Raw genomic sequence first — 25,607 nt, forward strand, 5'->3', positions numbered from 1 at the left:
TCTTCGGGCCGCTGCCAAAGTCGGCATTTCGACGAGTCATCAGACCACAGCCTACCTGGCGACCGCCTTTGGCATGTCGCGCGTCCATCCCCGCGATTGTTGCAAATGCGTCTCACCCTCGCATAATGTTGCTGCAGTAGTTGCAAGTCGCTCTCAATAGCGATAGATCGCCGGCCGTTATCAGTCGGGAATCGCAAATGAAGTCTTCCACCAGCCTGTTATGCATCGCCGTGTCGATGCTGTCGGTGTCCGCGGCGCGGGCCGACGACGTCGTCGACGACACCATCATCGTCACCGGCAGCCGTCCGGCGACCGAGGCGATCGGCGGCACCAAGACCGCGACTTCGTTGCTGGAGACGCCGCAGTCGATCTCGGTGATCTCGCGCGACGACCTCGATGTGCGCGGTATCGCCAACCTCAACCAGGCATTGCGCTACACCGCCGGCATCACGCCCGAGACTCGCGGCTCCTCCGCCGAGGTCTATGACCAGTTCAAGCTGCGCGGCTTCGATGCACCGCAGTATCTCGACGGCCTCAAGATCTTCACCTCGCCGACCGGCTATGCCTCGACGCAGGTCGACGTCTCGCGCCTCGACCGCGTCGAGGTCGTCAAGGGCCCGGCGTCGGTGCTGTACGGCGCCTCCAGCCCCGGCGGCCTGATCGCCCTGTCGAGTAAGCTGCCCGGACCCAAGGAGGCGTACGGCAGCGTCGAGGCGACCTATGGCACCTTCAACCTGTTCCGCCTCGACGGCGACATCGGCGGCAGTCTCAATCCCGACGGCAGCATACGCTTCCGCGTCTCGGGCAGCGTCAACGGCGCCGACACCCAGCAGAGCTTCGGCGAGCGCCGCCGCTACACGATCAGCCCGGCGATCACCTTCGGCGCCGGCACCCCGACCACCGTCACCCTGATCGGCAATTATTCGCACGATCCCAAGAACGGCAATTACAGCGCGGTGCCGCTGTCCGGTTCGCTGGAGGCCAATCCGAACGGCCGGATCAGCCAGAAATTCGCCGATGGCGAGCCCGACCTGACGATCTTCAAGCGCAACCAGGGCTCGCTGACCTATCTGGCGACGCACGACTTCGGCAACGACTGGGTGCTGCGCGCCAACGGCCGCTACCAGGAGATCAGCGCGCTGTTCCAGGGTCGCTACATCACCGGTGCGCGGGCCGATGCGAGCCAGGCGCTGTTCGCGCGCGGCGGCCTCAACGCCAAGGAGCGGCTGAAGAACTGGACCTTCGACAACCAGCTCGTCGGCAAGGTCGTCACCGGCCCGATCACCCACAATCTGCTGTTCGGCGTCGATCACCAGAACGCGCACTCGACCGAAGACGTCGGCTTCGAGTTCCTCGGCCTGACGCCGCCGATCAACGCCTATAACCCGGTCTATGGCGTGCCTTATCCGCTGCCGGCGCGCGACACCTTCTACGATGTCCACCAGACCCAGACCGGCGTCTACGGCCAGGACCAGATGGCGGTCGGCAATTTCCGCCTGACGCTGAGCGGCCGCTACGACTGGGCCAAGGGCCGGCAGGAGATCACCTCCGCCTTCCCGTCCGATGCGACCAAGAAGGACGGCAAGTTCACCTATCGTGTCGGCGGCCTGTACCTGACCGACTTCGGCCTGGCGCCGTACGTCAGCTATTCGACGTCGTTCGAGCCGCAGGCGTCGGCGGTGGCGCGGTCCGACGGCAGCATCGGCCTCGCCGATCCGTCGCTCGGCAAGCAGATCGAGGGCGGCCTGAAGTACCAGCCCAAGGGCACGCCGATCCTGCTGACCGCGGCGTATTTCAAGATCGACCAGACCAACGTCGTGGTCAGCAACCCGCTGACCTTCGCCGCGACGCAGAGTGGCAAGGTTCGGTCGGAGGGCTTCGAACTCGAGGCCAAGGTGCCGCTGTTCAAGGGCCTCAACGCCAGCGCGAACTACAGCCGCCAGAAGATCCGCGACCGCAAGGACGACAACCCGTTCGCGCTCGGCAAGCCGCTCATCGGTTCCGCCAGGGAGAACGGCGGCATCTTCCTCGACTATACGACGCAGGCCGGCGCGCTGCAGGGCTTCGGCATCGGCGGCGGCGTGCGCTATGTCGGCCGCGGCTATGGCGGCTATGTGCTCAACGCCACCGGGGTCGACCGCTACATCAACACGCCGTCGTACACGCTGGTCGACGCGGTGGTCAGCTATGACCTGGGCCGGGTCAGCGAGCGCATGCAGGGCGTCAAGCTGGCGATCAACGCCGCCAACCTGTTCGACCGCCGGCACATCACCAGCTGCTACGTCAACGGCGTCGAATGGTGCTGGTACGGCCAGCGCCGCACCGTCCAGGGCACTATCGGCTATCGCTGGTAGGGCCGTTGAATGCGATTGCCTCGCAGTTGCGCGCAGTTTAGTTTGCTCGGCATGAGAAACTGCGTCTCGATAGCGTCGCGGGTGGCGGGGTGATCCGCCGCCTGCCCGGTGCGCGGGTCTGGCTGGCCGGGCCGGTCAGCGTGGTCGTCGGGCTGCTGGTCATGCTCGGCATGCCGCTGTGGCTGCCGGCGGGGGCGGCGGGGATCGACAATTTGGTGCTGCCGCTGCTGCTGTTCCCGCTGGTCTGGTCGGTGCTTTTCTTCCACGCCTGCCTCGACAGCGACCTGCGCCGCGTCGCCGTCGTCGCGCTGGCGCTGGCGACGCTGCACGGCGGGCTGATCGCCTGGCACTTCCTGTCGCCGCCGGCGAAAGTAGCGGTCCGATGATCGCCCTGCCGAAGCGCGAGACCAAGCGGCTGGTGGCGATCCACGGCTGGTCGGGGATCGTCCTCGGGCTGCTGCTGTATGCCGTGGTGCTGACCGGCACCGTCGCGGTGTTCGCCTCGGAGATCGGGCAATGGTCGTCGGGCACCACCGAGACACGCTCGCCGCTGACCGGCCCGGTCGACGCCACCCTGCGCAAGCTGATCGCCGCGACCCCGGCGCAATACCGCGAGGAAGCCTCGCTCTACGCCACCGAGACCAACCAGCTCGCGGTCTTCCTCCACGGCCATGTCAAGAATGCCAAGGGTGCCGCGATCGACCGCGGCGTGCTGTGGCAGGCGGACCGCAGCGGCCGTGTGCTGTCGCGCCACGAAGGCGACGGCGAGGATGTCTTCGGCCCCGACAACGACAGCGCGTTGGCGCACTTCCTCGTCGATCTGCACGTCCGCCTGCACCTGCCTAATCCCTGGGGGCTGCTTCTGACCGGCGTGCTGGGCATGGCGATGCTGGTCGCGGCGATCTCGGGCGTGCTGATCCACCGCCATCTGTTCAAGGACATCTTCACCCTGCGCCGCCGCGCCGCGCCGGGGACGGTGGCGCGCGATCGCCACAATGTCGCGGGGACGTGGAGCCTGCCGTTCGCCTTCGTGCTGGCGTTCACCGGCAGCTTCTTCAGCTTTGCCGGATCGTTCGGCCTGCCGGCGCTGGCGATGGTGGCGTTCGGCGGCAACCAGCAGGTGATGTCGGAGGTGCTGTTCGGCGTCGCCCCCGCCGCCGACGCGCGGCCGGTCGGCGCGGCCAACCTCGACCGCATCATCGCCGATGCGACGCGACGCACGGCGGTGGCGCCCAACTTCATCTCGATGACGCGGGTCGGGCGCGCCGATGCGTCGATGACGCTGTATCACGCGCCGCGCGAGGGCCGGCTGGCGACCACCGCGCTGATCTATTCCGGCGCGACCGGCGCCTTCCAGGGCGAGAAGCCGGTGCTCGGCACCAAGCCGTCGTTCGGCGGCAAGCTCTATGATCTGATGGCGCCGCTGCACTTCGGCAATTTCGCGGGCGCGCTGTCGAAGGCGGTGTGGTTCGGGCTGGGCTTCGCCACCTGCTACGTCGTGTTCACCGGCATGCAGCTGTGGTTGCGGAGGCGCGAGGCGAATGCGCCGAAGCTCGAGCGGCTCGACCGGCTGGTCACCGTGATCGGCTTCGGTCTGCCCTTCGCCCTGTCCGCGTCGGCGCTGGGCTATCTTCTCGCATCACCATCGGACGGCGCGGTTTACTGGACCCCGGCGTCGTTCATCATCGCATCGATGCTGGCGATCGGCGGCGCGATGCTGGTCGATGCGGCGCGGCTCGGCTGGTGGCTGAGGCTCGGAACGGGCGTGCTGCTGGTCGGCCTGCCGGTCATCCGCCTGACCCTCGGCGGTCCGGGCTGGGATGATGCGCTGGCGGCGGGGCAGCCTTTGCTGATCGCAGTCGACATCGGCCTCGCATTGGCCGGCGGGGCGTTCCTGAGGTCGCTGCGGAACGGCTCGATGGCCCCGGTTCGCAGCCGCGACGCTTCGCTGGTCCCTGCGGAATGACGATCGGCTGGAGCCTTGCCGCGCTGCTCGTCACGGCGCTGGCCCTGGGCCTGCTCGGCGTCATCGACCCCAAGCGCCGCCGTACGCGGGGATTGGCCGAAACCACGCTGGCCGCGCGGCCGTGGCTCATCGGCCTTGCTGCAGCACCCGGCGTGGCGCTGCTGCTGGCCGGACAATGGGCGGCGTTGACGATCTGGCTCGGCGGCTTCGGCGTCATCGGCTGGTCACTGACCGCGCTGCTCGCCGCGCGGAGCCCGGCTCGCTAGAAGTCGACGGCGACCCCGCCGCGCTCCCAGTCGCCATAGCGCACCGGGTCGGGGCCGTCGCGGCCGCCGAACTCGGGCTTAGGCGGCGCCGACGGGTCCATCTCGGGATCGGGCTCGGTCGGCATCGGCAGTTCCGACGGCAATTCGGGGGGCAGCTCGCTGGGCTGGGTGGCGTCGGTGATCGGGGTCACGGGCTTCTCCGCAAGCGCGGGCTGCGCTAGGGCATTCAGATAAGGCCTCGCGCCGCCGCTTTGAACCCCGGAACCCGAACCAGATGGCCTATCCCAAGGCAAGCCTCGATGGACTGACCATCGCCGTCACCGGCGCGGGCAGTGGCATCGGTCGCGCTTTGGCGCAGTTGCTGGCCTCGAAGGGCGTGCGGCTGGCACTGTCGGACAAGGACGCCGCGACGCTCGCCGAGACCTCGACGTTGCTCGGCAATTACCCGCATTCCACCACGGTACTCGACGTCTCGGACGAGGCCGGGGTGAAGGCCTGGGTCGATGCCGCGGCGGTCGAGTTCGGCGGGCTCGACGGCATCGTCAACAACGCCGGGCTGACCGTGCTGGGCAGCTTCGCCGACACTTCCGCCAGCGACGTCGACCGCGTCCTGTCGGTCAATTTCGGCGGCGTCGTCAGCGGCTGCCGCGCCGCCTTGCCGCACCTGCGGGGGCGCCCTGCGGCCTGGCTGGTCAACATCAGCTCGGTGTTCGGCATGATGGGCTATCCGGGGCAGTCGGCCTACAACGCCTCCAAGTTCGCGGTGCGTGGCCTGACCGAGGCGCTGTACCTGGAGCTGGCGCAGACCGACCCCGACATCCGCGTCGTCCGCGTCCATCCCGGCGGCATCAAGACCAACGTCGTCCGCAATGCCAAGGTCGCCGGCGACATGCCGGTGCCGGGCAGCTTCGACCATGCCGATGCCTTCGAGAAAGCCTCGCGCACCACCGCCGCCGAGGCCGCCCGGGTCATCGTCGCGGGCATGGAGGCGGGCGACCACCGCATCCTGATCGGCGCCGACGCGCGGCTGATCGACTGGCTGACCCGCATCTTCCCGGTGACCTATTTCAAGCGCATCGGCAGCTTCCTAAGCAAACAGGCACAAGCAACTTGAGACCAATCGCCGATCCCCCCGGCCTGCCCGCGCGTCGCGGTGCGGCCCGCCTGCTCGACGCGGTGCTGCACAAGGGCATCCCGCTCGACGGCGCACTCGACGGGGCGTTGCGCGGTATCCAGCGGCCCGACGACCGGGCGCTGGCGCGTAATCTCGCGAGTTCGGTGCTGCGCTGGCTGCCCGACCTCGATGGGCTGATCGACGGCGCGACGCAGCGTCCGCTGCCCGATGATTCGCGCGCCCGCATGGCGCTGCGCACCGGGATCGCCGGGCATCTGCTGCTCGGTACGCCCGATCATGCGGTGATCTCGACGACACTGGCGCAGCTGGAGGGTGGCCCGCGCCGCCTGGCGCACGCCGTGCTGTCGCGACTGCTGCGCGAGGGCATCAAGCTGCCCGAGGTGCCGACGCTGCCCGGCGATTTCCACCGGCGCTGGGCCGAGGCCTGGGGCGAGGACGTCGCCGATGCCGCCGCGCGCGGGCTGGCGCAGGAGCCGCCGGTCGACCTGACGCTGCGCGATCCCGCCACCACCGACGAATGGGCCGAGACGCTGGGCGGCGTCAGCCTGTTCCCCGGCCACATCCGGCTGGCGCGCGGCATCGCGGTGCCGCAACTGCCTGGCTTCACCGAGGGCGCATGGTGGGTCCAGGACCTCGCCGCGAGCCTGCCCGCGCGGCTGTTGAACGTGCAGGAGCATGACGCCGTACTCGACCTGTGCGCTGCCCCTGGCGGCAAGACCATGCAGCTGTCGGCGGCGGGCGGCGAAGTCCTCTCCGTCGACATGGCGCCGCTGCGGCTGGAGCGCGTTCGAGAGAACCTGACCCGGACCAAGCTGCGCGCCGACACCGTCGCCGCCGACGCGTTGAAATGGGCTCCCAAGCGCCAGTTCGACCGCATCCTGCTCGACGCGCCCTGCTCCGCCACCGGCATCTTCCGCCGCCACCCCGACGTGCTGCACGTCAAGGCGGCGCGCGACCTGGCGCCGGTGGTGGCGCTGCAGGCTGCCCTGCTCGACCGCGCGGTGGCGTGGTTGAAGCCCGGCGGCACTTTGGTGTTCTCGACCTGCTCGCTCGAGCGCGCCGAGGGCGAGGACCAGCTTGCCGGACTGCTCGCCCGCAATCCCGGCGTTGCCCTGCAGCCGGTCGAAGCCGGCGAGCTTCCCGACGGCTTCGCGGCGACCGACGGTGCCGTCCGCGTCCTGCCCGGCACCGTCGAGACGCGGGGCGGCTGCGACGGCTTCTTCGTCGCGCGCCTGAAAAAGGCCTGAAGCTTACGGCCTCGGTCACCGATCCTTAAGCCGGCCTTTACAAACAGCGGAAGTACGTTACGGTTCCAGAACGGTGTGGGCGCAGGCAGTCGTGCCGGCGAACGTCAGCGGGGGGTCGTGCAAATGCTCAAGTTGCTTGCCGGTGCGGTATTGTTCGGCCTTGGCCTCGCCGCGAGCCCGGTTGCCGCCGGCACCTACGACGCCTTCACCAGCTTCAACGGCGTCCAGGGCGCCGGCCACTTCACCTACGGCAGCTATGTCGCCGGAGCCGGCACGTTCACGCAGTTCACCTCGACCAGCGGCTGCGCGTCGCTGATCAGCGATGCGGCCTGCCTTCACGACGCTTCCCTGCCCGGCGTCTTCAAGACGACGACCGGGGCGCATACGTCCGGCACGGTGATCGTGCCCGGGGATCGCCTGATCCTGCATCCCGGCCAGTTCGACAATTCGGCCTATGTGATGTTCACGGCCGTCAGCGCGAACCTTTACGACCTGAACGCCGGTTTCAGTGTCCAGGACACGTCGCCGAGCGGTGTCGGGATCACCTACTTCACCATCGTCGGCGGTGTGCTGAACCTCGAATTCGCCGGCGATCTCGGTGCGACGGCGGCAGGCTTCAGCAACTTCCAGAGCCTGACGATGGCCGCCGGCGACGCCTTCGGCTTCATCATCGACAAGGGCTCGGAATACTATAACGACTCGACCGGTGTCGGCTTCACGGTCACCTCGGTTCCGGAACCGGCGACCTGGAGCCTGCTCATCGCCGGCTTCGCCCTGACCGGCTTCGCCATGCGCCGCCGACAGGTCGCATTCGCCGGCCGAGCCGCCGCTCGCTGAGCAAGGCGCGACCGGGAAGCGCGGCGCCCGCCAGCTTTTCGTTTCGGGACAGCGGATGACGCTTTCGGGCGAGTCGCTGGCCTGCTAGACAGGGCCATGCAGCAGCCGATACGCATCGCCCCGTCTATCCTGAGCGCCGATTTCGCTCGCCTCGGCGACGAGATCCGGGCGCTCGAGGCAGCGGGTGCCGACTATATCCACATCGACGTGATGGACGGTCACTTCGTGCCCAACCTCACCATCGGACCGTTGGTGGTAAAGGCGCTGCGCCCGCACACGACGCTGCCTTTCGACGTCCATTTGATGATCTCGCCGGTCGACGGCTTCCTCGACGCCTTTGCCGAGGCCGGGGCCGACATCATCACCGTCCACCCGGAGGCCGGGCCGCACCTCCACCGCAGCCTGCAGCGGATCAAGGCGCTGGGCAAGAAGGCCGGCGTGTCGCTCAACCCGGCGACACCCGCCAAGGCGCTGGATTATGTCCTCGACCTCGTCGACCTCGTGCTGGTGATGAGCGTCAACCCGGGCTTCGGCGGGCAGAGCTTCATCGACAGCCAGCTCCGCAAGATCGCCTCGATCCGCAAGATGATCGACGCGACCGGGCGCACCATCGACCTCGAAGTCGACGGCGGCATCGACCCGGTCACCGCCGTCGCTGCGATCTCGGCCGGCGCGGACGTGCTGGTCGCCGGGACCGCCACCTTCCGCGGCGGATCGACCGCCTACGCCAGCAACATCGCCGGGCTGCGGGGCGCATGAGCAAGCCGGCCAACGAACCCAGGGCTTTTGCCGAGGGCTCTTTGGCCGATTTCGCATCTGCTGGAAGCGCCCCGGTCGCTGCCGCCAACCAACGACTGCTGCGTGTCGACGGCGACCGTGGGCTGTCGCTGACCGAGAAGTTCAGCGCCGGGCTGCGCCACCTGACTTACCGCACGCCGCTGCACCGGATGCGCCTGCGCGGTCGCTATCCGCTACGTTTGCTCGCAGTGCCCGCCGACCCGATCGCCGGCAATGCCGCGATCGGCGAGCGCATCCTCGGCGGGCAGCTGCCGCATGCCGGGCATAGCCCCGCCACCGCGACGCTCGATTTCGACGACCGCAGCGCACCGCAGGCGTGGCGGGACTGGGCGCAAGGCTTTGGCTGGCTGCGTGACCTTGCCGCCGCTGCGCCGCGCGCGCAGGGCGCCAAGGTGGCCGAGCCGCTGGTGGCGCGCTGGCTGGCGGCGCATGCCGATTTCGACGCGGCAGGCTGGCGCGCCGACCTGCTTGGGCTGCGGCTGCTGTTCTGGTCGGCCTATGCCCCGTACATCCTGTCGTCGGCCGACCATGTCTATCGGTCCGCGGTCCTCAACGCGATGGCACGCTGGGCCCGGCACCTCGACCGTGCGGCGCAAAAGCTGCCGGACGGCATCGGCCGCATCCAGGCGCTGGCCGGCCTGGTCGCCGCGGGACTGCTGATCCCCGGTGGCGAGTCCCGGCTGGCGCGCGGCGAGGCCGCCTTGGCCGACGCGATCGACGCGGTGCTGCTGGCCGATGGCGGCATCGTCACCCGGGCGCCGCGGGACCAGCTGGCGCTGCTCGAACTGCTGCTGCTGGTCGAGGCGGTGTACCGGGCCCGCGAGCTACAACTGCCGGTCGGCATCGGCGCGGGTGTCGCGAGGCTGGTCCCGGCGCTGAAGGGCGTCACCATGGGCGACGGCCTGCCCGGCGCCTGGCACGGCAGCGCCGGCATCGACGCCGCCCGACTTGCCCGGGCGATCTCGCTGGGCGGTGCGGGCGTCCGCCCGGCCCGGCACGGCGCCCAGTCGGGCTATCACCGCATGGCCGCCGGCAAGACCATCGTCGTCGCCGATGCCGGGCCGCCGCCGGTCGCGCGCGTCGCGCCCGGTGCCCATGCCGGGACGCTGGCGTTCGAGATGTCCGACGGGACGCAGCGGCTGGTGGTCAATTGCGGCGGCACGACCGGGCTGGCGCGCCCCTTGTCGCCGGAACTTGTTGCCGGATTGCGGACGACGGCGGCGCATTCGACGCTGGTGCTCGACGATATCAACTCGACGCGCATCCGCCCCGATTTCGCGCTCGGACGCGGCGTCGAGGAAGTCGTCGCCAACCGGCAGGAGAGCGAGGAGGGGATCTGGCTCGACCTGTCGCACGACGGTTATGTGCGGCGGCACGGCGTCCTGCATCGCCGCCGGCTGTTCCTGTCGCCCGACGGCCTCGACCTGCGCGGCGAGGACGTGCTGGAGCCGGTCGCCGGGCGGCGGCTGCGCAGCGGTAGTATCGCAGTGCGCTTTCACCTCGGCGTCGGCGTCGAGCCGGTGCCGACCGCCGATGGCCTCGGCGCGCTGCTCCGCCTGCCCGACGGCAAGGTATGGCAGTTCCGCGGACGCGGCGGCACGCTGTCAGTCGAGGCCAGCCTGTGGATCGATCCCGATGGCCGGCCGCGCGCCACGCAGCAGCTGGTGATCGGCGCCCCGGCCGATGCCGAGATCGCCTGGTCGTTCAAGCGCGCCGGCAAGTAGCGAAATCGCGCCAAACGTCCTAAAGGGCCGCAAACCTCGCCCGACAGGACTGCCGCCATGCCCGATCAGATCAAAGTCACCCGCGCCCTGCTGTCGGTCAGCGACAAGGCCGGGCTGGTCGACCTTGGCCAGGCGCTCGCCCGCCACGGCGTCGAGCTGCTGTCGACCGGCGGCACGGCGCGGTCGCTGCGCGAGGCCGGGCTGACGGTCACCGAGGTCGCCGACCACACCGGCTTTCCCGAGATGATGGACGGGCGGGTCAAGACCCTGCACCCGACGATCCACGGCGGCCTGCTGGCGCTGCGCGACGATCCCGGCCACGCCGCGTCGATGGCGCAGCATGGCATCGCGCCGATCGACCTGCTGGTGGTCAACCTCTACCCGTTCGAAGCGACCGTCGCGGCGCAGCGCCCGCGCGACGAGATCATCGAGAACATCGACATCGGCGGCCCGGCGATGCTGCGCTCGGCGGCGAAGAACCACGGCCATGTCGCCTGCGTCACCGACCCCGCGGACTATGCCGCGCTGATCGCCGAACTCGACGCCAATAACGGCGCGACGACGCTGGCGACCCGGCGCCGGCTGGCCGCGCGCACCTTTGCCCAGACCGCGACCTATGACGGCATGATCGCCAACTGGTTCGCCTCGGTCGACCAGGGCGAGCAGTTCCCGGAAACCCTGCCGGTCGTGCTGAAGCGCGGCAACACCCTGCGCTACGGCGAAAATCCGCACCAGGCGGCGGCCTTCTACCTGCCTGCGGGTCCGCACGTCCGCGGCATCGGCCAGGCCGAGCAGTTGCAGGGCAAGGAGCTCAGCTACAACAACCTCAACGACGCCGACGGCGCGCTGGAGCTGATCGCCGAGTTCCGCGACGGCGCGCCGGCCTGCGCGATCATCAAGCACGCCAATCCGTGCGGCGTTGCCCAAGCCGCGACGCTGGAGCAGGCCTATGCTGCGGCGCTGGCCTGCGATCCGGTCTCGGCGTTCGGCGGCATCGTCGCGGTCAATCGCCCGCTCGACGAGGCGACGGCGCAGGCGATCGCGGCGATCTTCACCGAAGTCGTGATCGCGCCCGGCGCCGATGACGCGGCGCGGGCGGTGTTCGCCGGCAAGAAGAACCTGCGCCTACTGCTCACCGGCGACTTGCCCGACCCGCGTCGCGCCGGCCTGACCATCCGCCAGATCGCCGGTGGCTTCCTCGTCCAGACCCGCGACAACGGCCAGGTCACCGAGGCCGAACTGCGCACCGTTACGCAGCGCAGCCCGACCGAAGCCGAGCTGGCCGACATGATCTTCGCCTGGACCGTCGCGCGGCACGTCAAGTCGAATGCCATCGTCTATGCCAAGGACGGCAGCACCGCCGGCATCGGCGCCGGCCAGATGAGCCGCCTGGATTCGACGCGCGTCGCTGCATGGAAGGCGAAGGATGCGGCCCAGGCCGCAGGCTGGCCCGAGGTCCGGACCATCGGCAGCGCGGTCGCGTCCGACGCCTTCTTCCCGTTCGCCGACGGGCTGATCGCGGCGGCAGAGGCCGGTGCGACGGCGATCATCCAGCCCGGCGGATCGATCCGCGACGAGGAGGTGATCGCTGCCGCCGATGCGCGCGGACTGGCGATGGTGTTCACCGGAATGCGCCACTTCAAGCATTGACGCGTCGCCGCCGTGCCACACCGGCGGATTGTTTCGCCGCTGTTGCACTTGCGGACCGGCCTGCTTCATGCTCGACTGGTCTTGCGCTGCACTGCAGCGTGGGATCGGGGGATTTCAACATGATACAAGTCGATGTGTACCGTCTGGACCGACAGTTGGACCGGAGCTTCGAAACCGACGGGCAGACGCTGTACGCCACCATGTGCCGCATCGCCGGTGCACGGATCGAGAGCCTGGCGAACTTCATGCTCGGCGAAGTTTCGGTGATGCGGGTGGACCTGGGCCGCGAGGGGTTCGCGGTACTCGAGCGGATCTAGTCGCCGAGCCGCCACGCCCCTTGCCGCCGGTCGTGGCCGGCGGGCGCGGCTTGACCTGTTTCGGAAGCCTCCCTAAAGCTTTGTGACCGATCATATATAATATCAAATCAAGCTGATCGGTCTCAATGTCATAGGGAACGGCATGTACATGACACGCTTCGCGACCGGCTTCGGTCTGGCTTTGAGTGTATTCCTTGGGGGGATTGCCGCACCGGTCGCGGCCAAGACGCTGGTCCTGAACCACTTCACGCTGATCGACGGCCTGGGTCACGCACCCGTCCGCAATGCCGCGATGATCGTTACCGACGGCCGGATCAGCTGGGTCGGAGCGGCTTCCGCAGTCAAGGTTCCGGCCGGCGCCAAGGTCCAGGACCTGGCCGGCAAGTTCGTCATGCCCGGGCTGATCGACAACCACGTCCACCTTGCGATGGTCCAGGGCATCGCCCAGGATTTCAGGAAGAGCTATAACCGCGCCAACATCGAGAGCCAGCTGGCGACCTTTGCGGCCTATGGCGTCACCACCGTCCAGGCGCTCGGCACCGACGACAATCTGATCTTCGACATCGTCAAGGAGCAGCGCTCCGCCCCCGCCAAGGCGACGCGGATCTTCACCGCCGGGCGCGGCCTCGTGTTCAAGGGCTCGTACGGCGGTGTCGCCGGCCTAGACGCCTTCGTCTCGACGCCGGCAGAGGCGCGCGCCATGGTCGATACCGAGGTCCGCAAGGGCGCGGATGTCGTCAAGCTGTGGGTCGACGACGAGTTCGGCACGGTTCCCGTCAGGATGCCCCCGGCCGTCAGCTCCGCGGTCATCGACGAAGCGCACAAGGATGGCCGCAAGGCGGTCGCGCACGTCTTCTACATCGCCAACGCGCGCGAACTGGTCCGCGAAGGCGCCAACGGTTTCAGCCACGAAATCCGCGATGCCCCGGTCGATGCCGCGCTGGTCAACGCGATGAAGGCCGGCAACACCTGGCAGATGGCGGCGACCTTGAGCCGCGAAGCCTCGTTCACCTATGACCTGCTGCCGTTCGTCGACGATCCATTCTTCTCGCGCGGCGTCGAGCCATCGGTGATCACCGCGCTGAAGGATCCGGCGCGCCGCCAGCGGCTGCGGTCCGGACCGCTGTTCTCGCAGTTTCCCAAGGTCTTCCAGACCGCGATGTCGAACTTCTCGCGCCAGGTCAAAGGCGGCGTGCGTTACGGCATGGGCACCGACACCGGCCCCACCGCCCGTTTCCCCGGCTATTTCGCGCATTGGGAGCTGGAGCTGATGGTCAAGGCGGGCATCACCCCGCTGCAGGCGCTGACCGCCGCGACCAGCGCCAACGCCGAGTTCATGGGCGCCAAGGACATCGGCAGCATTACCACCGGGAAGTGGGCCGACCTGCTGGTGCTGGACCGCGACCCGACCAAGGACATCCGCAATACCCGCAGCATCAACGAGGTGCTGATCGCCGGCGAGCCGATGCCGACGATCTGGCAGACCTGCGCCGGCCGTGCCGTAGCCGCCTGCGGTAAGGCGCGGTGAGCCTCTCCCCGGCACCATTATCCTCCTTGTTCCCGACCGGCGGCGTCAAGCCGAGCCGGGCGCGCTACAAGGTGCTGGCCTTCGTCGTCGCCGCCTATTTCATCACCTATATCGACCGCGTCCTGCTGTCCGCTTCGGTACCTTCGATCGAGAAGGAGTTCGGCTTCACGACGATCACGATGGGCTGGGTGCTGTTCTCGTACCAGATCGCCTATGCCGCCTTCCAGATTCCGGGCGGCTGGCTCGGCGACCGCATCGGGCCGCGCCTGGCGATGACCGGCGTGGTGATCTGGTGGTCGACCTTCACTGCGCTGACCTCGTTCACCTGGAGCGCCACCTCGATGGCGATCTGCCTGTTCCTGATCGGCATGGGCGAGGCGGGCGCCTTCCCGATCGCCAACCGCGCCCTGTCGCGCTGGATGCTACCCGCCGAGCGCGGCATGTCACAGGGCGTCACCCACGCCGGTTCACGGCTCGGCGGCGCGCTGACCCCGGTGATGGTGGTCGCGCTGATCGCCATGTACAGCTGGCGGGCACCGTTCCTGATCTTCGCGGTGGTCGGCATCGTCTGGGCCGTGCTGTGGTACCGCTTCTATCGCAACACACCGTACGAGCATGCCTCGGTCAACGAGGGCGAGCGCGAGATCATCACCGCGGCACTCGGGACCTTCGCCAAGGGTCGTCGCAAGGTGCCGTGGGGCCAGATCCTGCGCAATCCGCAGACCTGGCTGCTGTCGGGCATGTACTTCTGCTACGGCTATGACATCGGCGTCTTCCTCAGCTGGTTTCCGAAATACCTCAACGCGGCGCGCGGCCTCGACCTGCAGCAGATGGGCATTTACGCCAGCCTGCCGCTGCTCGCGGGGCTGTTCGGCGACATCCTCGGCGGCCTGACCTCGGACCTGCTGCTCAAGCGCACCGGAAATCTGAAGTTCTCGCGTCGCATCGTCTCGGTCGTCGGCTTCACGCTGGCCGGCATCGCGGTAACGCTGGCGGCCTCGGCGGCAGACCCGATGGTCAGCATCGCCTGGTTCTGCGTCGCGGTGTTCGGGCTGGAACTGACGGTCGGCGTGTCATGGGCCGTGACCCTCGACATCGGCGGCGAGTTCGCCGGCTCGGTGTCGGCGGTGATGAACACGCTGGGCAACGTCGGCGCGGCGATCGCCATCGCGCTGACCGCCTATGTCGTCTCGGTCAGCGGCTGGGGGGCGGCATTCGGGATCATCGCCGGCCTGGCACTGGTCGCGGCGATGCTGTGCTTCACCATCGATGCGTCGCGGCGACTGTACAAGATCGATAGCTGAGCTTCGCGGCTGGGCGACCGGCAAATAAAAGGGGCGGTGGCTGCGCAGCCACCGCCCCTTTTTTTCGTCCGCTGTCCGTGGCGTCAGTCGCCGGTCCAGGTCGGCGTCGTCTTGGTCTTGGCCAGGAAGTTGGCGACGCCGCGGTGGAAGTCGGCGCTGCCATAGACCGCTTCGATCAGCGGTTCGATGTTCGGCAGATTGCCAAAGGTCAGCCGGCGGGCGGCTTCCTTGGTCGTCCGCGTCGTCAGCGGGGCGTTCTCCGCGGCGCGCTGGCACAGTTCGGCGGCAACGGCGTCGATCTCCTCGGCCGTCACGACCTTGAGCAGGAAGCCGTTGGCCAGCATTTCGGGCGCAGCGATCATTTCGCCGAGCAGGACCATGCGCTTGGCGGTCTGCACGCCGATCGCGCCAGCAATGCGCGCGGTGCTGCTGATCGACAGGCAATTGCCCAGCGTCCGCCCGATCGGCGAGCCGAAGCGCGAGTTCGGCGTGGCGATGCGGAAGTCGCAGGCCGAGGAGATGTTGAGCCCGCCGCCGACCGCCCAGCCTTCGACGATGGCGATCGTCGTCATCGGCAAGGCGTCGATCGAGGCCATGCAGGTGTCGATCTCGCGCTCGTACTCGAGGCCGTCGTCACCGGTTTTGAAGTCGGCGAAACCGCTGATGTCGGTGCCCGAGATGAACGCCTTGCCGCCGACGCCGCGGAAAGTGACGACACGAACGCTTCGGTCGACCGCAAACCCCTCGCAGGCGTCGCGCAGGTCGAGCCACATCTGGTGGGTCAGCGCGTTATGCGCCGCCGGGTTGCTGAAGATGACGCGGGCGATCGGCCCGTCGCGCTCGACGATCAGCTGTGGGCCGCTCATTCTGCCAGGAACCCCTTGTCGATCAGCTCGCGCCGGATTTCGTCGGCGTGCTCGTTGAGGAGCGGCGGCGGCAGGCGGATTTCCTGCGGCGTGCCGCTCATCTTCACCGGGAAGCCGAGGGCGCGGAAGCTGCCCTCGACCGGATGCGGCACGTCGAGCACCATGTTGCGCGCCACTGCCTGCTCGCTCGACAACGCCTCGCCATAGTCGAGGATAGGCGCGGCCGGGACGCCGGCGGCGAGCAGCGCGTCGATCCACTCCTGCTTGGTGCGGGTGATGAAGGTCGGCGCGAGGTCCTGGATCAGTTCCAGCCGGTTGGCGACGCGGGCGGCGTTGGTCGAATAGCGTGGATCGTCCTGGAGTTCGCGGCGATCGAGGACACCGATAAATGTGCTCCACAGGCCCTGGTTGGCCGCGCCGATGACGAACCAGCCGTCCGACGCCGCGACCGCCTGGTACGGCGCCGACATGCGGTTGGCCGAACCGATCGGGGTCGGCGACTTGCCGGTGCCCCAGAACTCGGTGCTTTCCCAGATCGACAGGCCGAGCGCGGCTTCGAGTAGCGAGGCGTCAACGTACTGGCCCTCGCCGCTCTTGTCGCGACCGATGATGGCGCTGAGGATGCCGTAGACCGAGAACAGACCGGCGCCGAGGTCGGCGACCGCGATCGAATTCTTGGCAGGCTCCATGCCCGGAAAGCCGTTCGAGCTCAGCACGCCCGACATCGCTTGGGCGATCAGGTCGAAGCCCGGCCGCTGCGACCACGGCCCCGTCTGTCCGAACCCGGAGATGCTGGCATAGACCAGCCGCGGATTAATCGCCTTGAGCGTCTCGTAACCCATGCCGAGGCGGTCGGCGACGCCGGGGCGGGCGTTCTCGACGACGACATCGGCGGTCTTGACCAGCGCATACAGCACATCGCGATCGGCCGGCGACTTGAGGTCCAGCGCGATGCTGCGCTTGTTGCGGTTGAGCGCCAGGAAGCCCGGGCTGTCCTCGCCCTTGAGGCGAAAGCCCATCGAGTGGCGCGTCGAATCACCCAGCTTGGGCGGCTCGACCTTGATCACGTCGGCGCCCATGTCGGCGAGCAGCATGCAGCAGAACGGCCCGGCCATGACCTGGGAGATGTCGAGGACGCGGATGCCCGCCAGCGGTAGATTGCTCATGCGATTGCTGCCTCATGCTGGGCGCTGGGACCCTCGGTCGAGCGTAGCTGCAATGTCGGCGCCATGATGATCCCCAAGTACCGTAATCATATTGTATATGATTTTGCTGGTAGCACCGGCGTCGGCAAAGGACAACGAAACCCGTGTCGATCCTGCGCCACCTTGACATCATTTGTCCGTCAGATTGACCCCTAGATCATATACTATAGAAGCTGGATCGTAGTTTTCGTGAGCGGGCAGACCAATGGACGAGATACCCGCGACGCAGGCGCCAACCGTGACGGGCTATACCTCGGGTCGCCCGCCGCCGGTGCCGACCTTGGTCGAATGGGCGCACGAGCATCTGCTGTCGATGCTGGTGTCGATGGAGATCGCGCCCGGCACGCGCATCGGCATCGACTCGGTGGCCCGCAAGCTCGGCATCTCGCAGACGCCGATCCGCGAGGCGCTGAGCCGGCTGGAGGCCGAGAACCTCGTCATCAAGATCCCCAACGTCGGCTATCATGCCAGTCCGCAGATGACCCCGGCCGAGGTCAATGACCTGTACGTCCTGCGCCTGCTGATCGAGCCCTATGCCGCCGCGCGTGCCGCTGAATCGATGAGCGAGGAGGTCCTGGCCAGCCTCGCGATGATGGAGGAGGAGACGGCGCGCATCCAGTCGGAGAGCGGCGTCGCCTATGCCCGCTTTGCCGAGGCGGATGCCATCCTCCACAGCCTGGTCGCGACCGGCAGCGGCAATTCGCTGATCGCCGAGACGATCGAGCGGCTGCACATGCACCTGCATATCTTCCGTTTCCTGTTCAACACCAACGCGCCGCAGGAAGCCGCCGAGGAGCACGCCAAGATCCTCCAGGCGCTGCTCGCCCGCGACCCGGTGGCCGCAGAAGCGGCGATGCGGACCCATCTCGAACGGTCGCAGGTTCGCATCGAACGCGCTTCCACCCGCATCACGCCACGCGTCTCGCGTGACCCGCGGGCGCGGATGCCGGAAAGCCGTCGCGCCACCAAATCCAGGCGCTGATCCATGATCGCAGGACGGGCGAGCCCATCACTGGGTCCGCGCCGTTGACTGCCCAGCAAAGGAATATCCGATGAATGACCTGCTGACGCTGGCATCGATGCCGGGCGGCGACTGGAAGGCCGGACGCTACCTGGGCCGCATCGACAATGGCGCGGGCCCGATCCCGGTGCTGGTCGCCGGCGGCATCGTCTACGACATGTCGCGTGTCGCGCCGACGGTGTCCGAGCTGGTGCGGCTGCGCGCCTATGAGGGCGGCACGGCGCTGGGCGATCTGGAGTCACTGGGCCTGACCGTCGGCGGTGACGGCGGCTGGCGCATCCTGAGCCCGGTCGACCTGCAATGCGTCAAGGCCGCGGGCGTCACCTTTGCGGTGTCGGCGATCGAGCGGGTCATCGAGGAGCGGGCTCGCGGCGATGCCGATGCTGCGCTGGCCGTCCGCACCGGGCTGGAGTCACGGATCAGCGGCGACATCCGCATGGTCAGCCCGGGCTCCGACGAAGCCGCAAAGCTCAAGCAGGCGCTGATCGACGAGGGCATGTGGTCGCAATATCTGGAAGTGGCGATCGGCCCCGATGCCGAGATCTTCACCAAGGCACCGGTGCTGTCGACGATCGGCTGGGGCGCCGACATCGGCATCCGGTCGGACTCGACCTGGAACAACCCGGAGCCCGAGATCGTCATCGTCGCCGACCCCGATGGTGTCCCGGTCGGCGCGACGCTCGGCAACGACGTCAACCTGCGCGATTTCGAGGGCCGGTCGGCACTGCTGCTCGGCAAGGCCAAGGACAATAACGCATCGTGCGGGATCGGCCCGTTCATCCGGCTGTTCGACGACAGCTACACGATGGACGACGTCCGCAGCGCCGTGGTCGACTTGCTGATCGAGGGGGAGGACGGCTACCAGCTGACCGGCGCCAGTTCGATGGACCAGATCAGCCGCGACCCGGAGGAGCTCGTCCGCCAGGCGATGAGCGAGCATCAGTATCCGGACGGCTTCGTGCTGTTCCTCGGCACGCTGTTCGCACCGGTCCAGGACCGCGACGTGCCGGGCCGTGGCTTCACGCACAAGGTCGGCGATACGGTGACGATCTCGAGCCCCAAGCTGGGGCGGCTGGTCAACCGGGTAACGACGTCGAAGGTCGCGCCGCCGTGGACGACCGGAATCGCCGGGCTGATGCGCAACCTCGCCGGACGCGGGCTGCTGTCGAACTGATCGGAAAGTCGGGCTCGCCGCCGGTCGATGGGACCGGCGGCGGCGCGATTACCAGCTGGCGGCGATGTACTGCATCTCGGTGAATTCGAGCATGCCGTGATGGCCACCCTCGCGACCGATGCCGCTCTGCTTGACGCCGCCGAACGGCGCTGCGGGATCGGAAACCAAGCCTCGGTTGAGGCCGACCATGCCGCACTCCAGCCGGCTCGACAGCTGCAGGCCGGCGCGGAAATCCTGGGTGTAGACGTAGCTGGCGAGGCCATATTCGGTGTCGTTGGCAAGGGCGACGACCTCGTCGATGGTGTCGAACACGGTGACCGCCGCGACCGGGCCAAAGACCTCCTCGGCATTGATCGAACTGCCGGCAACGACGCCGGTCATGACCGTCGGCTCGTAAAAATAGCCGGGGCGGTCGGGGCGCTTGCCGCCGACGACGATCTTAGCGCCGCGCTGGACGGCGTCACCGACCAGGCTTTCGATCTTGGCGACGGCCTTTTCGTTGATCATCGGGCCGCACTGCGTATCCGCCAGCGCACCATTGTCGAGGCGGACGGCGCGCATGCGCTCAGACAGCTTGGCGACGAAGGCGTCATGGATGCCGCGCTGGATGTAGAAGCGGTTGGCAGCCGTGCAGGCTTCGCCGCCGTTGCGCATCTTGGCGATCATCGCGCCCTCGATCGCAGCATCCAGGTCGGCATCGTCGAGCACGATGAAGGCGGCGTTGCCACCCAGTTCCATCGAGCAGTTGACAATGTTGTCGGCAGCCTCGCGGAGCAGGATACGGCCGACCTGGGTCGAACCGGTGAACGACAGCTTCCGGACGCGCGGGTCGTGCAGGATCTTGGAGACGATGTCGCCCGCCGAGCGCGGCGTGATGATGTTGACGACGCCGTCGGGAACCCCGGCCTCGGCCATGATCGCGGCAATCGCCAGGGCGGTCAGCGGCGTCTCGATCGCGGGCTTCAGGATGACGGTGCAACCCGCCGCCAGCGCCGGTCCGATCTTGCGGGTCGCCATCGCGGCAGGGAAATTCCACGGCGTCACCAGCAGTGAAATGCCGACCGGCTGGTGCTGGACGATCATGTGGTTGGCACCGGCGGGCGCACGACCGAATTCGCCGAGCAGGCGGACCGCCTCCTCGCCGTACCAACGGTAGAATTCGGCGGCGTACATCACTTCGCCCTTGGCGTCGGACAGCGCCTTGCCGTTCTCCATCGAGATCAGCAGCGCCAGCGCGTCGGCGCGCTCGACCATGATCTCATAGGTGCGGCGCAGGATCTCGGCACGAGCGCGGGGCGGTGTCGCTGCCCATGCCGGAGCCGCAGCCTGGGCCGCGTCGATTGCCGCCATCGCATCCGCCTCGGTCGCGTCGGCGATGGTGGCGAGCAGCTTGCCGGTCGATGGGTCGATGACGTCGATACGCTCGCCGTTCGAGCCGTCGCGCCATTGGCCGCCGATGAACAGCCCGAGCTGAAGGTTGGGGATCGGCAGCGCGGCGGCGAGGCTTTGGTCGGCGTTGGTCATTTTGATCCTCGATCAGCCGGCAAGGGCGGCACGGTTTCCGCTGAAGGCGGACTGTGAGATGGCAATCAACGCGTCGACGGTCAACGTCCGCGGATTGTTATTGATCAGCCGGGCCGCGCCAAAGGCCTGTTCGGCGGCCCAGTCGATCCTGTCCTCGGGCATCTTCAGGTCGGCTAGGGTGCGCGGAATATTGACCGAGTCGAACAGCGCGGCGAGCGCATCGATCGCCTTGTCCGCGAGGATTTCGTCGCTGTCCGCTGCATCGCCGGCCGACATGGCGCGGGCGATCGCCGCATAGGCGACCGTGCAGCTGGGGCGGTTGTACTGCATGACGTAAGGCAGCAGCGTCGCGACGCCGAGGCCGTGCGCGCTGTGGGTGATCGCGCCGACCGGGTACTGCAGGGCGTGGGCAGCAGCGGTGCCGGCGGTGCCGAACGCGATACCGGCCATCAGCGCGGCCATCATCACGTCGCGCCGCGCCTCGGCATCGCTGCCATCGTCATAGGCGCGCTTCAACGACTTGGTCAGCAGCCGGATCGCGATCAGCGCGAACTCGTCGCTGAGCAGGTTCTTGCCGACGAACACGGTGGATTGGCCAAGGCTGGCGGTGATCGGCTTGTGCGCTGCGGTGAATGCTTCGACGGCATGGGTCATGGCGTCGGCCCCGGCGGCGGCGGTGAGGCCGCGTGGGCAGGTATAGGTGACTTCCGGGTCGCAGATAGCTGCCACCGGGATGAGGTATGCGCTTGAAATACCGACCTTGGTGGCGCGGTCCGGGTCTTCGATGACGGCGACCGGCGTGACTTCGGAACCGGTGCCGGACGTCGTTGGAACGGCGATCACCGGGATGATCGGGCCGGGCACCTTGAGCTCGCCATAATAGTCGCGGACGGAGCCGCCGTGGGTCAGCATCAGCGACACCAGCTTGGCCAGGTCCATGCAGCTACCGCCGCCAAGTCCGACGATCACGTCGGGCGCGAAGGCGCGCGCCGCGGTCACGGCCTGGTCGAGACAGGCATAGGGCAGTTCGGCCTCGGTCTCGGTATAGGCCGAAACCTCAAGGCCGTGCTCAGTCAGGCTGGCGAGCAGTGGTGCATACCATTCGGCGTTTGCAGCGAGGTAGGCATCGGTGCAGATGAAGACGCGCTTGCCGAAAGGCCGGCAGATTTCGCCAAGTGCAAGGCGCTGGCCTTCGCCGAAAACGATATTCGCTGGCAGCCGCGAGGTGCCGAAACTCAACATGACATCATATCCTATACGATCATGGTGCGTGTAAGAGTATCACTTCGGAGCGTCAATCGCTCTTTCAAGCCCGAAGGACGCGGCTTTGATCTTGCCGCTGCTTGCGGCGGCCGGGGGTTCACCTTAGGGTTAAGCATGAGCGCAAACCCGGCTTTGAGCATCGATCCGCAATCGTCGGTGCCGACGCCCTATCGCAGCGGTGAACCGCGCAAGGGTTGGCTTCATCAGGAAGCAGTCGCGCTTCTCCGCAAGCTTATCCTCAGCGGCGAATTGTCGCCGGGCGAGCGGCTTCGCGAGGTGGTCATCAGCCAGCAGTTCGGCATGTCGCGGACGCCGGTGCGCGAAGCCTTTCGCACCTTGGCGGCCGAGGGCCTGATCGACCTCTTGCCGAACCGCAGCGTCATCGTCAGCGAACTTGACCGGACAGAGGTTACCGACGTGTTTTCCGTGCTATCGGCGTTGGAGGGACTGGCCGGGCAGCAGGCCTGCCTGCGCATGTCCGAAGAACAACTGGCCAAGCTGGAGCGCAAGCAACGCCAGCTCGAGGCATCGTTCGCAGCGGCCGACCGCCCTGCTTACACGCGGATCAACCGGCGCATCCACGAGCTGATGGTCGAAGGATCGGGCAACGCCTCGCTGATCCTGGCATGGCGACTGATCCTGCCCCGTGCCGAGCGCGGGCGGACTGTCAGCGTCCTGGGCCAGCGTCGCTGGGCAGAGGCGCTGGACGAGCATCGCCAGATCCTCGCTGCTCTTCTGGACCGCGATCCGGCGCGACTGGCGACGTTGATGCAGTTGCACTTCACCAACAGCATCACCAGCCTGGGTGCATACGACAAGAGCCAGTCGCAGTAATACTTTCAACCTGCCTACTGAAGCTCGACCGACCAGCGGCGAAGGCGTCCGTGTCGAGCATCCGCGGTGAAGAAGGCTGATCGCGCCAAAGTTCTTGCCCTTTGGGGCGTTAGCGCCAGACGATCCATGCCGATACCGACAGGCGGCTTCGTCGAAGGTATCTCAGCTAAATGTACGTGTCTTCAGGCTCGACCGATTATCGCGAATGCTTATCATAAGTTTCATTCGCATCGCGTGAGATAGTGGATGATTTCCTTCCAGCCGATGATCTTACGCTACCTGGCGAGCTGGAAGGAATTGTCACTAGACTTCCCGGCGGACTGTATACAGGTCGAGCTATGACGTGGGCTCATTTACCGACAGTCGCGTTCTGCTTATCGCCGCGTGCATCCAATTGGCGCGACCTGAGTTTATGACAGCGCCATTGCGGTGCGACACAACGCCGCGGTCGTTTCGGCAAAGAAAAGCTCGGGAGGTGTTGTTAAGGCTTTGGATGGCTTCCCGTGGCGAGTGCTTGCGACCGCAGCGTTAATAAGTTTCGGGCACACCGCTAATTCATCCATCGTCAATGTTGCAAACAATAGCTTGCGAAAGTTCAAGCAGCCGCTAAGGCATCAAGTTACATTGAAAGGTTCGTTTTCTCCATGTCCGATAATCCCGACATCATCTCGCTGACGGTCGAAGTTGTAAGTGCGTTCGTCGGCCAGAACAACATGCGCTCCGACGACGTCCCGGCCTTCATCGCCGCGACCCATGCCGCGATTGCCGCGCTCGGCGCCGCACCGGCCGAAGTTGCCCCGATCGAAGCCGAAGCCGAGCACACGCCGATGGTTTCAGCGCGCAAGTCCTTGGGCTCCAAGGATCACATCATCTCGATGATCGACGGCAAGCCCTACAAGACTTTGAAGCGCCACCTGTCGGGCCATGGCCTGACGCCGGAACAGTATCGCGAGCGCTACAAGCTCCCCGCGACTTATCCGATGGTTGCCGACAATTATTCCGCAGCACGCCGCGAAATGGCCAAGCGCATTGGTTTGGGCCGCAAGCCCGGTACCAAGGTCGAGCCCAAGGCTCCGGCCGCCGAGAAGAAGCCTGCCGGCGCACCGCGCAAGGCGCGTACGTTCAAGATCGCTTCACCCGAATAATATCGCAAGGCAGCGGCCGTCGTTCGGAAATCCCGAACGGCGGCCGTGCTTTATTCGGCGAGCAACCCCGCAACCAGCGTCAGGTTGAGCGCGACGATGATCGCGGTGACCAGCCATGCCGTCGCCATCAGCCAGCGCGGACTGACCAGAGTGCCCATCCGGGTGCGGTCACTGGTGAAGCGAACCAGCGGCACCACGGCGAACGGCAGTTGCAGGCTGAGCACCACCTGGCTCAAGATCAGCAGCTTGGTCGTGCCACCCGGGCCGTAATAGCCCGCGACCAGTGCCGCCGGCACGATCGCCAACAGCCGTGTCGCCAGTCGCCGTACCCAAAGCGGCAGCTTGAGCTCCAGAAATCCTTCCATGACGATCTGCCCCGCCATCGTCGCGGTGACCGTCGAGTTCTGCCCGGCCGCCAGCAGCGCGATGGCGAAGATGATGCTGGCCGCGCTTGCACCCAGAACAGGGGCCAGCAAACGATGCGCATCCTGCAGTTCGACGATGTTGGTCATGCCGCGCGCGTGAAAGGTCGAGGCCGCCAGAACCAGGATCGCTGCATTGATGAACAGCGCCAGGGTCAGCGCGACCGTACTGTCGATCGTGGCGAAGCGCAGCGCCTCGCGTCGACCGGGCTCGCTGCGTTCGAAGCTTCGGGTCTGCACGATGGACGAATGGAGGTAGAGGTTATGCGGCATGACCGTCGCACCGAGGATGCCGATCGCAAGGTAAAGCATCGCCGGGTTGGAGATGATCTCGGCTCGCGGCACGAAGCCGGCAGCAACGGCCGCCCAGTCGGGCTGTGACAAGGTCAGTTCGATAGCGAAGCACGTCGCGATGACGATGAGCAGCGCGACGACGAATGCTTCGAGGCGGCGAAAGCCTTGTTGTTGCAGCACAAGGATCAACATGACATCCAGTGCAGTCACGCAGATGCCCCAAACTAGCGGGATGCCGAACAACAATTGCAGCGCAATCGCCGTGCCGACGACTTCGGCCAGGTCGCAGGCGATAATGGCCAGCTCGCATAGCGCCCAGAGCATCAGCCGGACCGGCGGCGAGTAGGCGGCGCGACAAGCCTGCGCGAGGTCGAGGCCGGTGGCGATGCCGAGGCGCGCCGCCAACGACTGCAGGACGACCGCCATCAGGTTCGACAGCAGCACCACCGACAGCAAGGCGTAACCGAATTGCGAACCACCGGCGAGGTCGGTCGCCCAATTGCCTGGATCCATATAACCGACGGCGACGAGGTAGCCTGGACCGGCGAACGCAGCGAGCTTGCGCCACCACGGCTGGCTACGTCCCGTCGGCACCGGGATCGAGCGGTGGGTCGCGTCGAAGCCGCCCGGCACGACATCGGGTTCGGCCGGAACGGCTGGAGGCGGTGTCATGCAGCCCTCCTTTCCGGCGATGCAAGTGGCTGAAGCCGCTCAATCCCGCGAGGCGGCAGAA

Annotated in this window: 23 protein-coding genes; 17 read left to right on the top strand and 6 right to left on the bottom strand. The window is 67.2% G+C overall.

Annotation, left to right across the window (positions count from 1 at the left end):
* The first annotated feature begins 197 nt into the window (after window positions 1-197).
* The 4 genes from ACOFKW_RS04800 to ACOFKW_RS04815 all read left to right on the top strand — a co-directional run bounded on the left by ACOFKW_RS04800 (window position 198) and on the right by ACOFKW_RS04815 (window position 4,586).
* Complete coding sequence (locus tag ACOFKW_RS04800) at window positions 198-2,354, top strand: TonB-dependent siderophore receptor (protein ID WP_419816212.1); 2,157 nt, start codon at window positions 198-200, stop codon at window positions 2,352-2,354.
* 89 nt (window positions 2,355-2,443) lie between these two features.
* Window positions 2,444-2,740, top strand: coding sequence for a hypothetical protein (locus tag ACOFKW_RS04805; RefSeq protein ID WP_419816213.1), 297 nt, complete (start codon window positions 2,444-2,446; stop codon window positions 2,738-2,740).
* A complete protein-coding gene (locus ACOFKW_RS04810; protein WP_419816214.1) occupies window positions 2,737-4,320 on the top strand; it encodes a PepSY-associated TM helix domain-containing protein in 1,584 nt (527 codons plus the stop codon). Before ACOFKW_RS04805 ends, ACOFKW_RS04810 begins: the two co-directional genes overlap by 4 nt.
* Entirely contained in the window at window positions 4,317-4,586 is a 270-nt protein-coding gene (locus ACOFKW_RS04815; protein WP_419816215.1) for a hypothetical protein, read from the top strand. Before ACOFKW_RS04810 ends, ACOFKW_RS04815 begins: the two co-directional genes overlap by 4 nt.
* Here ACOFKW_RS04815 and ACOFKW_RS04820 read toward each other — a convergent pair.
* Window positions 4,583-4,777, bottom strand: a complete 195-nt coding sequence (locus ACOFKW_RS04820; protein ID WP_419816216.1) for a DUF1674 domain-containing protein — start codon at window positions 4,775-4,777, stop codon at window positions 4,583-4,585. The genes ACOFKW_RS04815 and ACOFKW_RS04820 overlap by 4 nt on opposite strands.
* 83 nt (window positions 4,778-4,860) lie before the next feature.
* Between ACOFKW_RS04820 and ACOFKW_RS04825 the strand changes: the two genes are divergently transcribed.
* From ACOFKW_RS04825 to ACOFKW_RS04865, 9 genes are all read left to right on the top strand, one after another.
* Window positions 4,861-5,700, top strand: coding sequence for an SDR family NAD(P)-dependent oxidoreductase (locus ACOFKW_RS04825; protein ID WP_419816217.1), 840 nt, complete (start codon window positions 4,861-4,863; stop codon window positions 5,698-5,700).
* Window positions 5,697-6,968 (top strand): RsmB/NOP family class I SAM-dependent RNA methyltransferase, encoded by a 1,272-nt coding sequence (locus ACOFKW_RS04830; RefSeq protein WP_419816218.1) that lies wholly within the window; start codon window positions 5,697-5,699, stop codon window positions 6,966-6,968. The genes ACOFKW_RS04825 and ACOFKW_RS04830 overlap by 4 nt, the downstream gene beginning before the upstream one ends.
* Window positions 6,969-7,091: 123 nt before the next feature.
* Window positions 7,092-7,805 (top strand): PEPxxWA-CTERM sorting domain-containing protein, encoded by a 714-nt coding sequence (locus ACOFKW_RS04835; protein WP_419816219.1) that lies wholly within the window; start codon window positions 7,092-7,094, stop codon window positions 7,803-7,805.
* Window positions 7,806-7,901: 96 nt separating this feature from the next.
* Window positions 7,902-8,564, top strand: coding sequence for a ribulose-phosphate 3-epimerase (gene rpe / locus ACOFKW_RS04840; RefSeq protein ID WP_419816220.1), 663 nt, complete (start codon window positions 7,902-7,904; stop codon window positions 8,562-8,564).
* The gene (locus ACOFKW_RS04845; protein ID WP_419816221.1) at window positions 8,561-10,327 is read left to right on the top strand and encodes a heparinase II/III family protein; all 1,767 of its coding nucleotides are present in this window, start codon (window positions 8,561-8,563) and stop codon (window positions 10,325-10,327) included. The genes rpe and ACOFKW_RS04845 overlap by 4 nt, the downstream gene beginning before the upstream one ends.
* Window positions 10,328-10,384: 57 nt before the next feature.
* Entirely contained in the window at window positions 10,385-11,977 is a 1,593-nt protein-coding gene (gene purH, locus ACOFKW_RS04850) for a bifunctional phosphoribosylaminoimidazolecarboxamide formyltransferase/IMP cyclohydrolase (RefSeq protein WP_419816222.1), read from the top strand.
* A 119-nt stretch (window positions 11,978-12,096) separates the two neighbouring features.
* Window positions 12,097-12,294 carry a hypothetical protein gene (locus ACOFKW_RS04855; protein ID WP_419816223.1) on the top strand — a complete coding sequence of 66 codons (198 nt, stop codon included), beginning with the start codon at window positions 12,097-12,099 and terminating at the stop codon, window positions 12,292-12,294.
* Between the two features lie 148 nt (window positions 12,295-12,442).
* On the top strand, window positions 12,443-13,822 hold the full coding sequence (locus tag ACOFKW_RS04860; protein ID WP_419816224.1) for an amidohydrolase family protein: 1,380 nt from the start codon (window positions 12,443-12,445) through the stop codon (window positions 13,820-13,822).
* Window positions 13,819-15,126 carry an MFS transporter gene (locus ACOFKW_RS04865; protein ID WP_419816225.1) on the top strand — a complete coding sequence of 436 codons (1,308 nt, stop codon included), beginning with the start codon at window positions 13,819-13,821 and terminating at the stop codon, window positions 15,124-15,126. Before ACOFKW_RS04860 ends, ACOFKW_RS04865 begins: the two co-directional genes overlap by 4 nt.
* Window positions 15,127-15,209: 83 nt before the next feature.
* Here the strand turns inward: ACOFKW_RS04865 and ACOFKW_RS04870 are convergent, their stop codons facing one another.
* Window positions 15,210-15,992, bottom strand: coding sequence for an enoyl-CoA hydratase (locus ACOFKW_RS04870; RefSeq protein ID WP_419816226.1), 783 nt, complete (start codon window positions 15,990-15,992; stop codon window positions 15,210-15,212).
* On the bottom strand, window positions 15,989-17,158 hold the full coding sequence (locus tag ACOFKW_RS04875; protein WP_419816227.1) for a CaiB/BaiF CoA transferase family protein: 1,170 nt from the start codon (window positions 17,156-17,158) through the stop codon (window positions 15,989-15,991). The genes ACOFKW_RS04870 and ACOFKW_RS04875 overlap by 4 nt, the downstream gene beginning before the upstream one ends.
* Before the next feature lie 244 nt (window positions 17,159-17,402).
* On the opposite strand from ACOFKW_RS04875, the gene ACOFKW_RS04880 reads away from it, so the two are divergent.
* Complete coding sequence (locus ACOFKW_RS04880) at window positions 17,403-18,179, top strand: GntR family transcriptional regulator (RefSeq protein ID WP_419816228.1); 777 nt, start codon at window positions 17,403-17,405, stop codon at window positions 18,177-18,179.
* A gap of 70 nt (window positions 18,180-18,249) precedes the next feature.
* Window positions 18,250-19,392 (top strand): fumarylacetoacetate hydrolase family protein, encoded by a 1,143-nt coding sequence (locus ACOFKW_RS04885; RefSeq protein ID WP_419816229.1) that lies wholly within the window; start codon window positions 18,250-18,252, stop codon window positions 19,390-19,392.
* A 48-nt stretch (window positions 19,393-19,440) separates the two neighbouring features.
* On the opposite strand, the gene ACOFKW_RS04890 is transcribed toward ACOFKW_RS04885, so the two are convergent.
* Both ACOFKW_RS04890 and ACOFKW_RS04895 read right to left on the bottom strand, forming a co-directional pair.
* Complete coding sequence (locus ACOFKW_RS04890) at window positions 19,441-20,916, bottom strand: NAD-dependent succinate-semialdehyde dehydrogenase (RefSeq protein WP_419816230.1); 1,476 nt, start codon at window positions 20,914-20,916, stop codon at window positions 19,441-19,443.
* A 12-nt stretch (window positions 20,917-20,928) separates the two neighbouring features.
* Window positions 20,929-22,158: an iron-containing alcohol dehydrogenase gene (locus ACOFKW_RS04895; protein WP_419816231.1), complete on the bottom strand. Its 1,230-nt coding sequence runs from the start codon at window positions 22,156-22,158 to the stop codon at window positions 20,929-20,931.
* 135 nt (window positions 22,159-22,293) lie between these two features.
* Between ACOFKW_RS04895 and ACOFKW_RS04900 the strand changes: the two genes are divergently transcribed.
* Together ACOFKW_RS04900 and ACOFKW_RS04905 are read left to right on the top strand one after the other, a co-directional pair.
* Entirely contained in the window at window positions 22,294-23,013 is a 720-nt protein-coding gene (locus ACOFKW_RS04900; protein WP_419816232.1) for a GntR family transcriptional regulator, read from the top strand.
* 644 nt (window positions 23,014-23,657) lie between these two features.
* Window positions 23,658-24,158 (top strand): MucR family transcriptional regulator, encoded by a 501-nt coding sequence (locus ACOFKW_RS04905; protein WP_419816233.1) that lies wholly within the window; start codon window positions 23,658-23,660, stop codon window positions 24,156-24,158.
* 50 nt (window positions 24,159-24,208) lie between these two features.
* Here the strand turns inward: ACOFKW_RS04905 and ACOFKW_RS04910 are convergent, their stop codons facing one another.
* Window positions 24,209-25,546 carry an Nramp family divalent metal transporter gene (locus tag ACOFKW_RS04910; RefSeq protein WP_419816234.1) on the bottom strand — a complete coding sequence of 446 codons (1,338 nt, stop codon included), beginning with the start codon at window positions 25,544-25,546 and terminating at the stop codon, window positions 24,209-24,211.
* Window positions 25,547-25,607: the final 61 nt, after the last annotated feature.

The sequence above is a fragment of the Glacieibacterium sp. genome, assembly GCF_965200405.1.
Classification (GTDB): Bacteria; Pseudomonadota; Alphaproteobacteria; order Sphingomonadales; family Sphingomonadaceae; genus Glacieibacterium.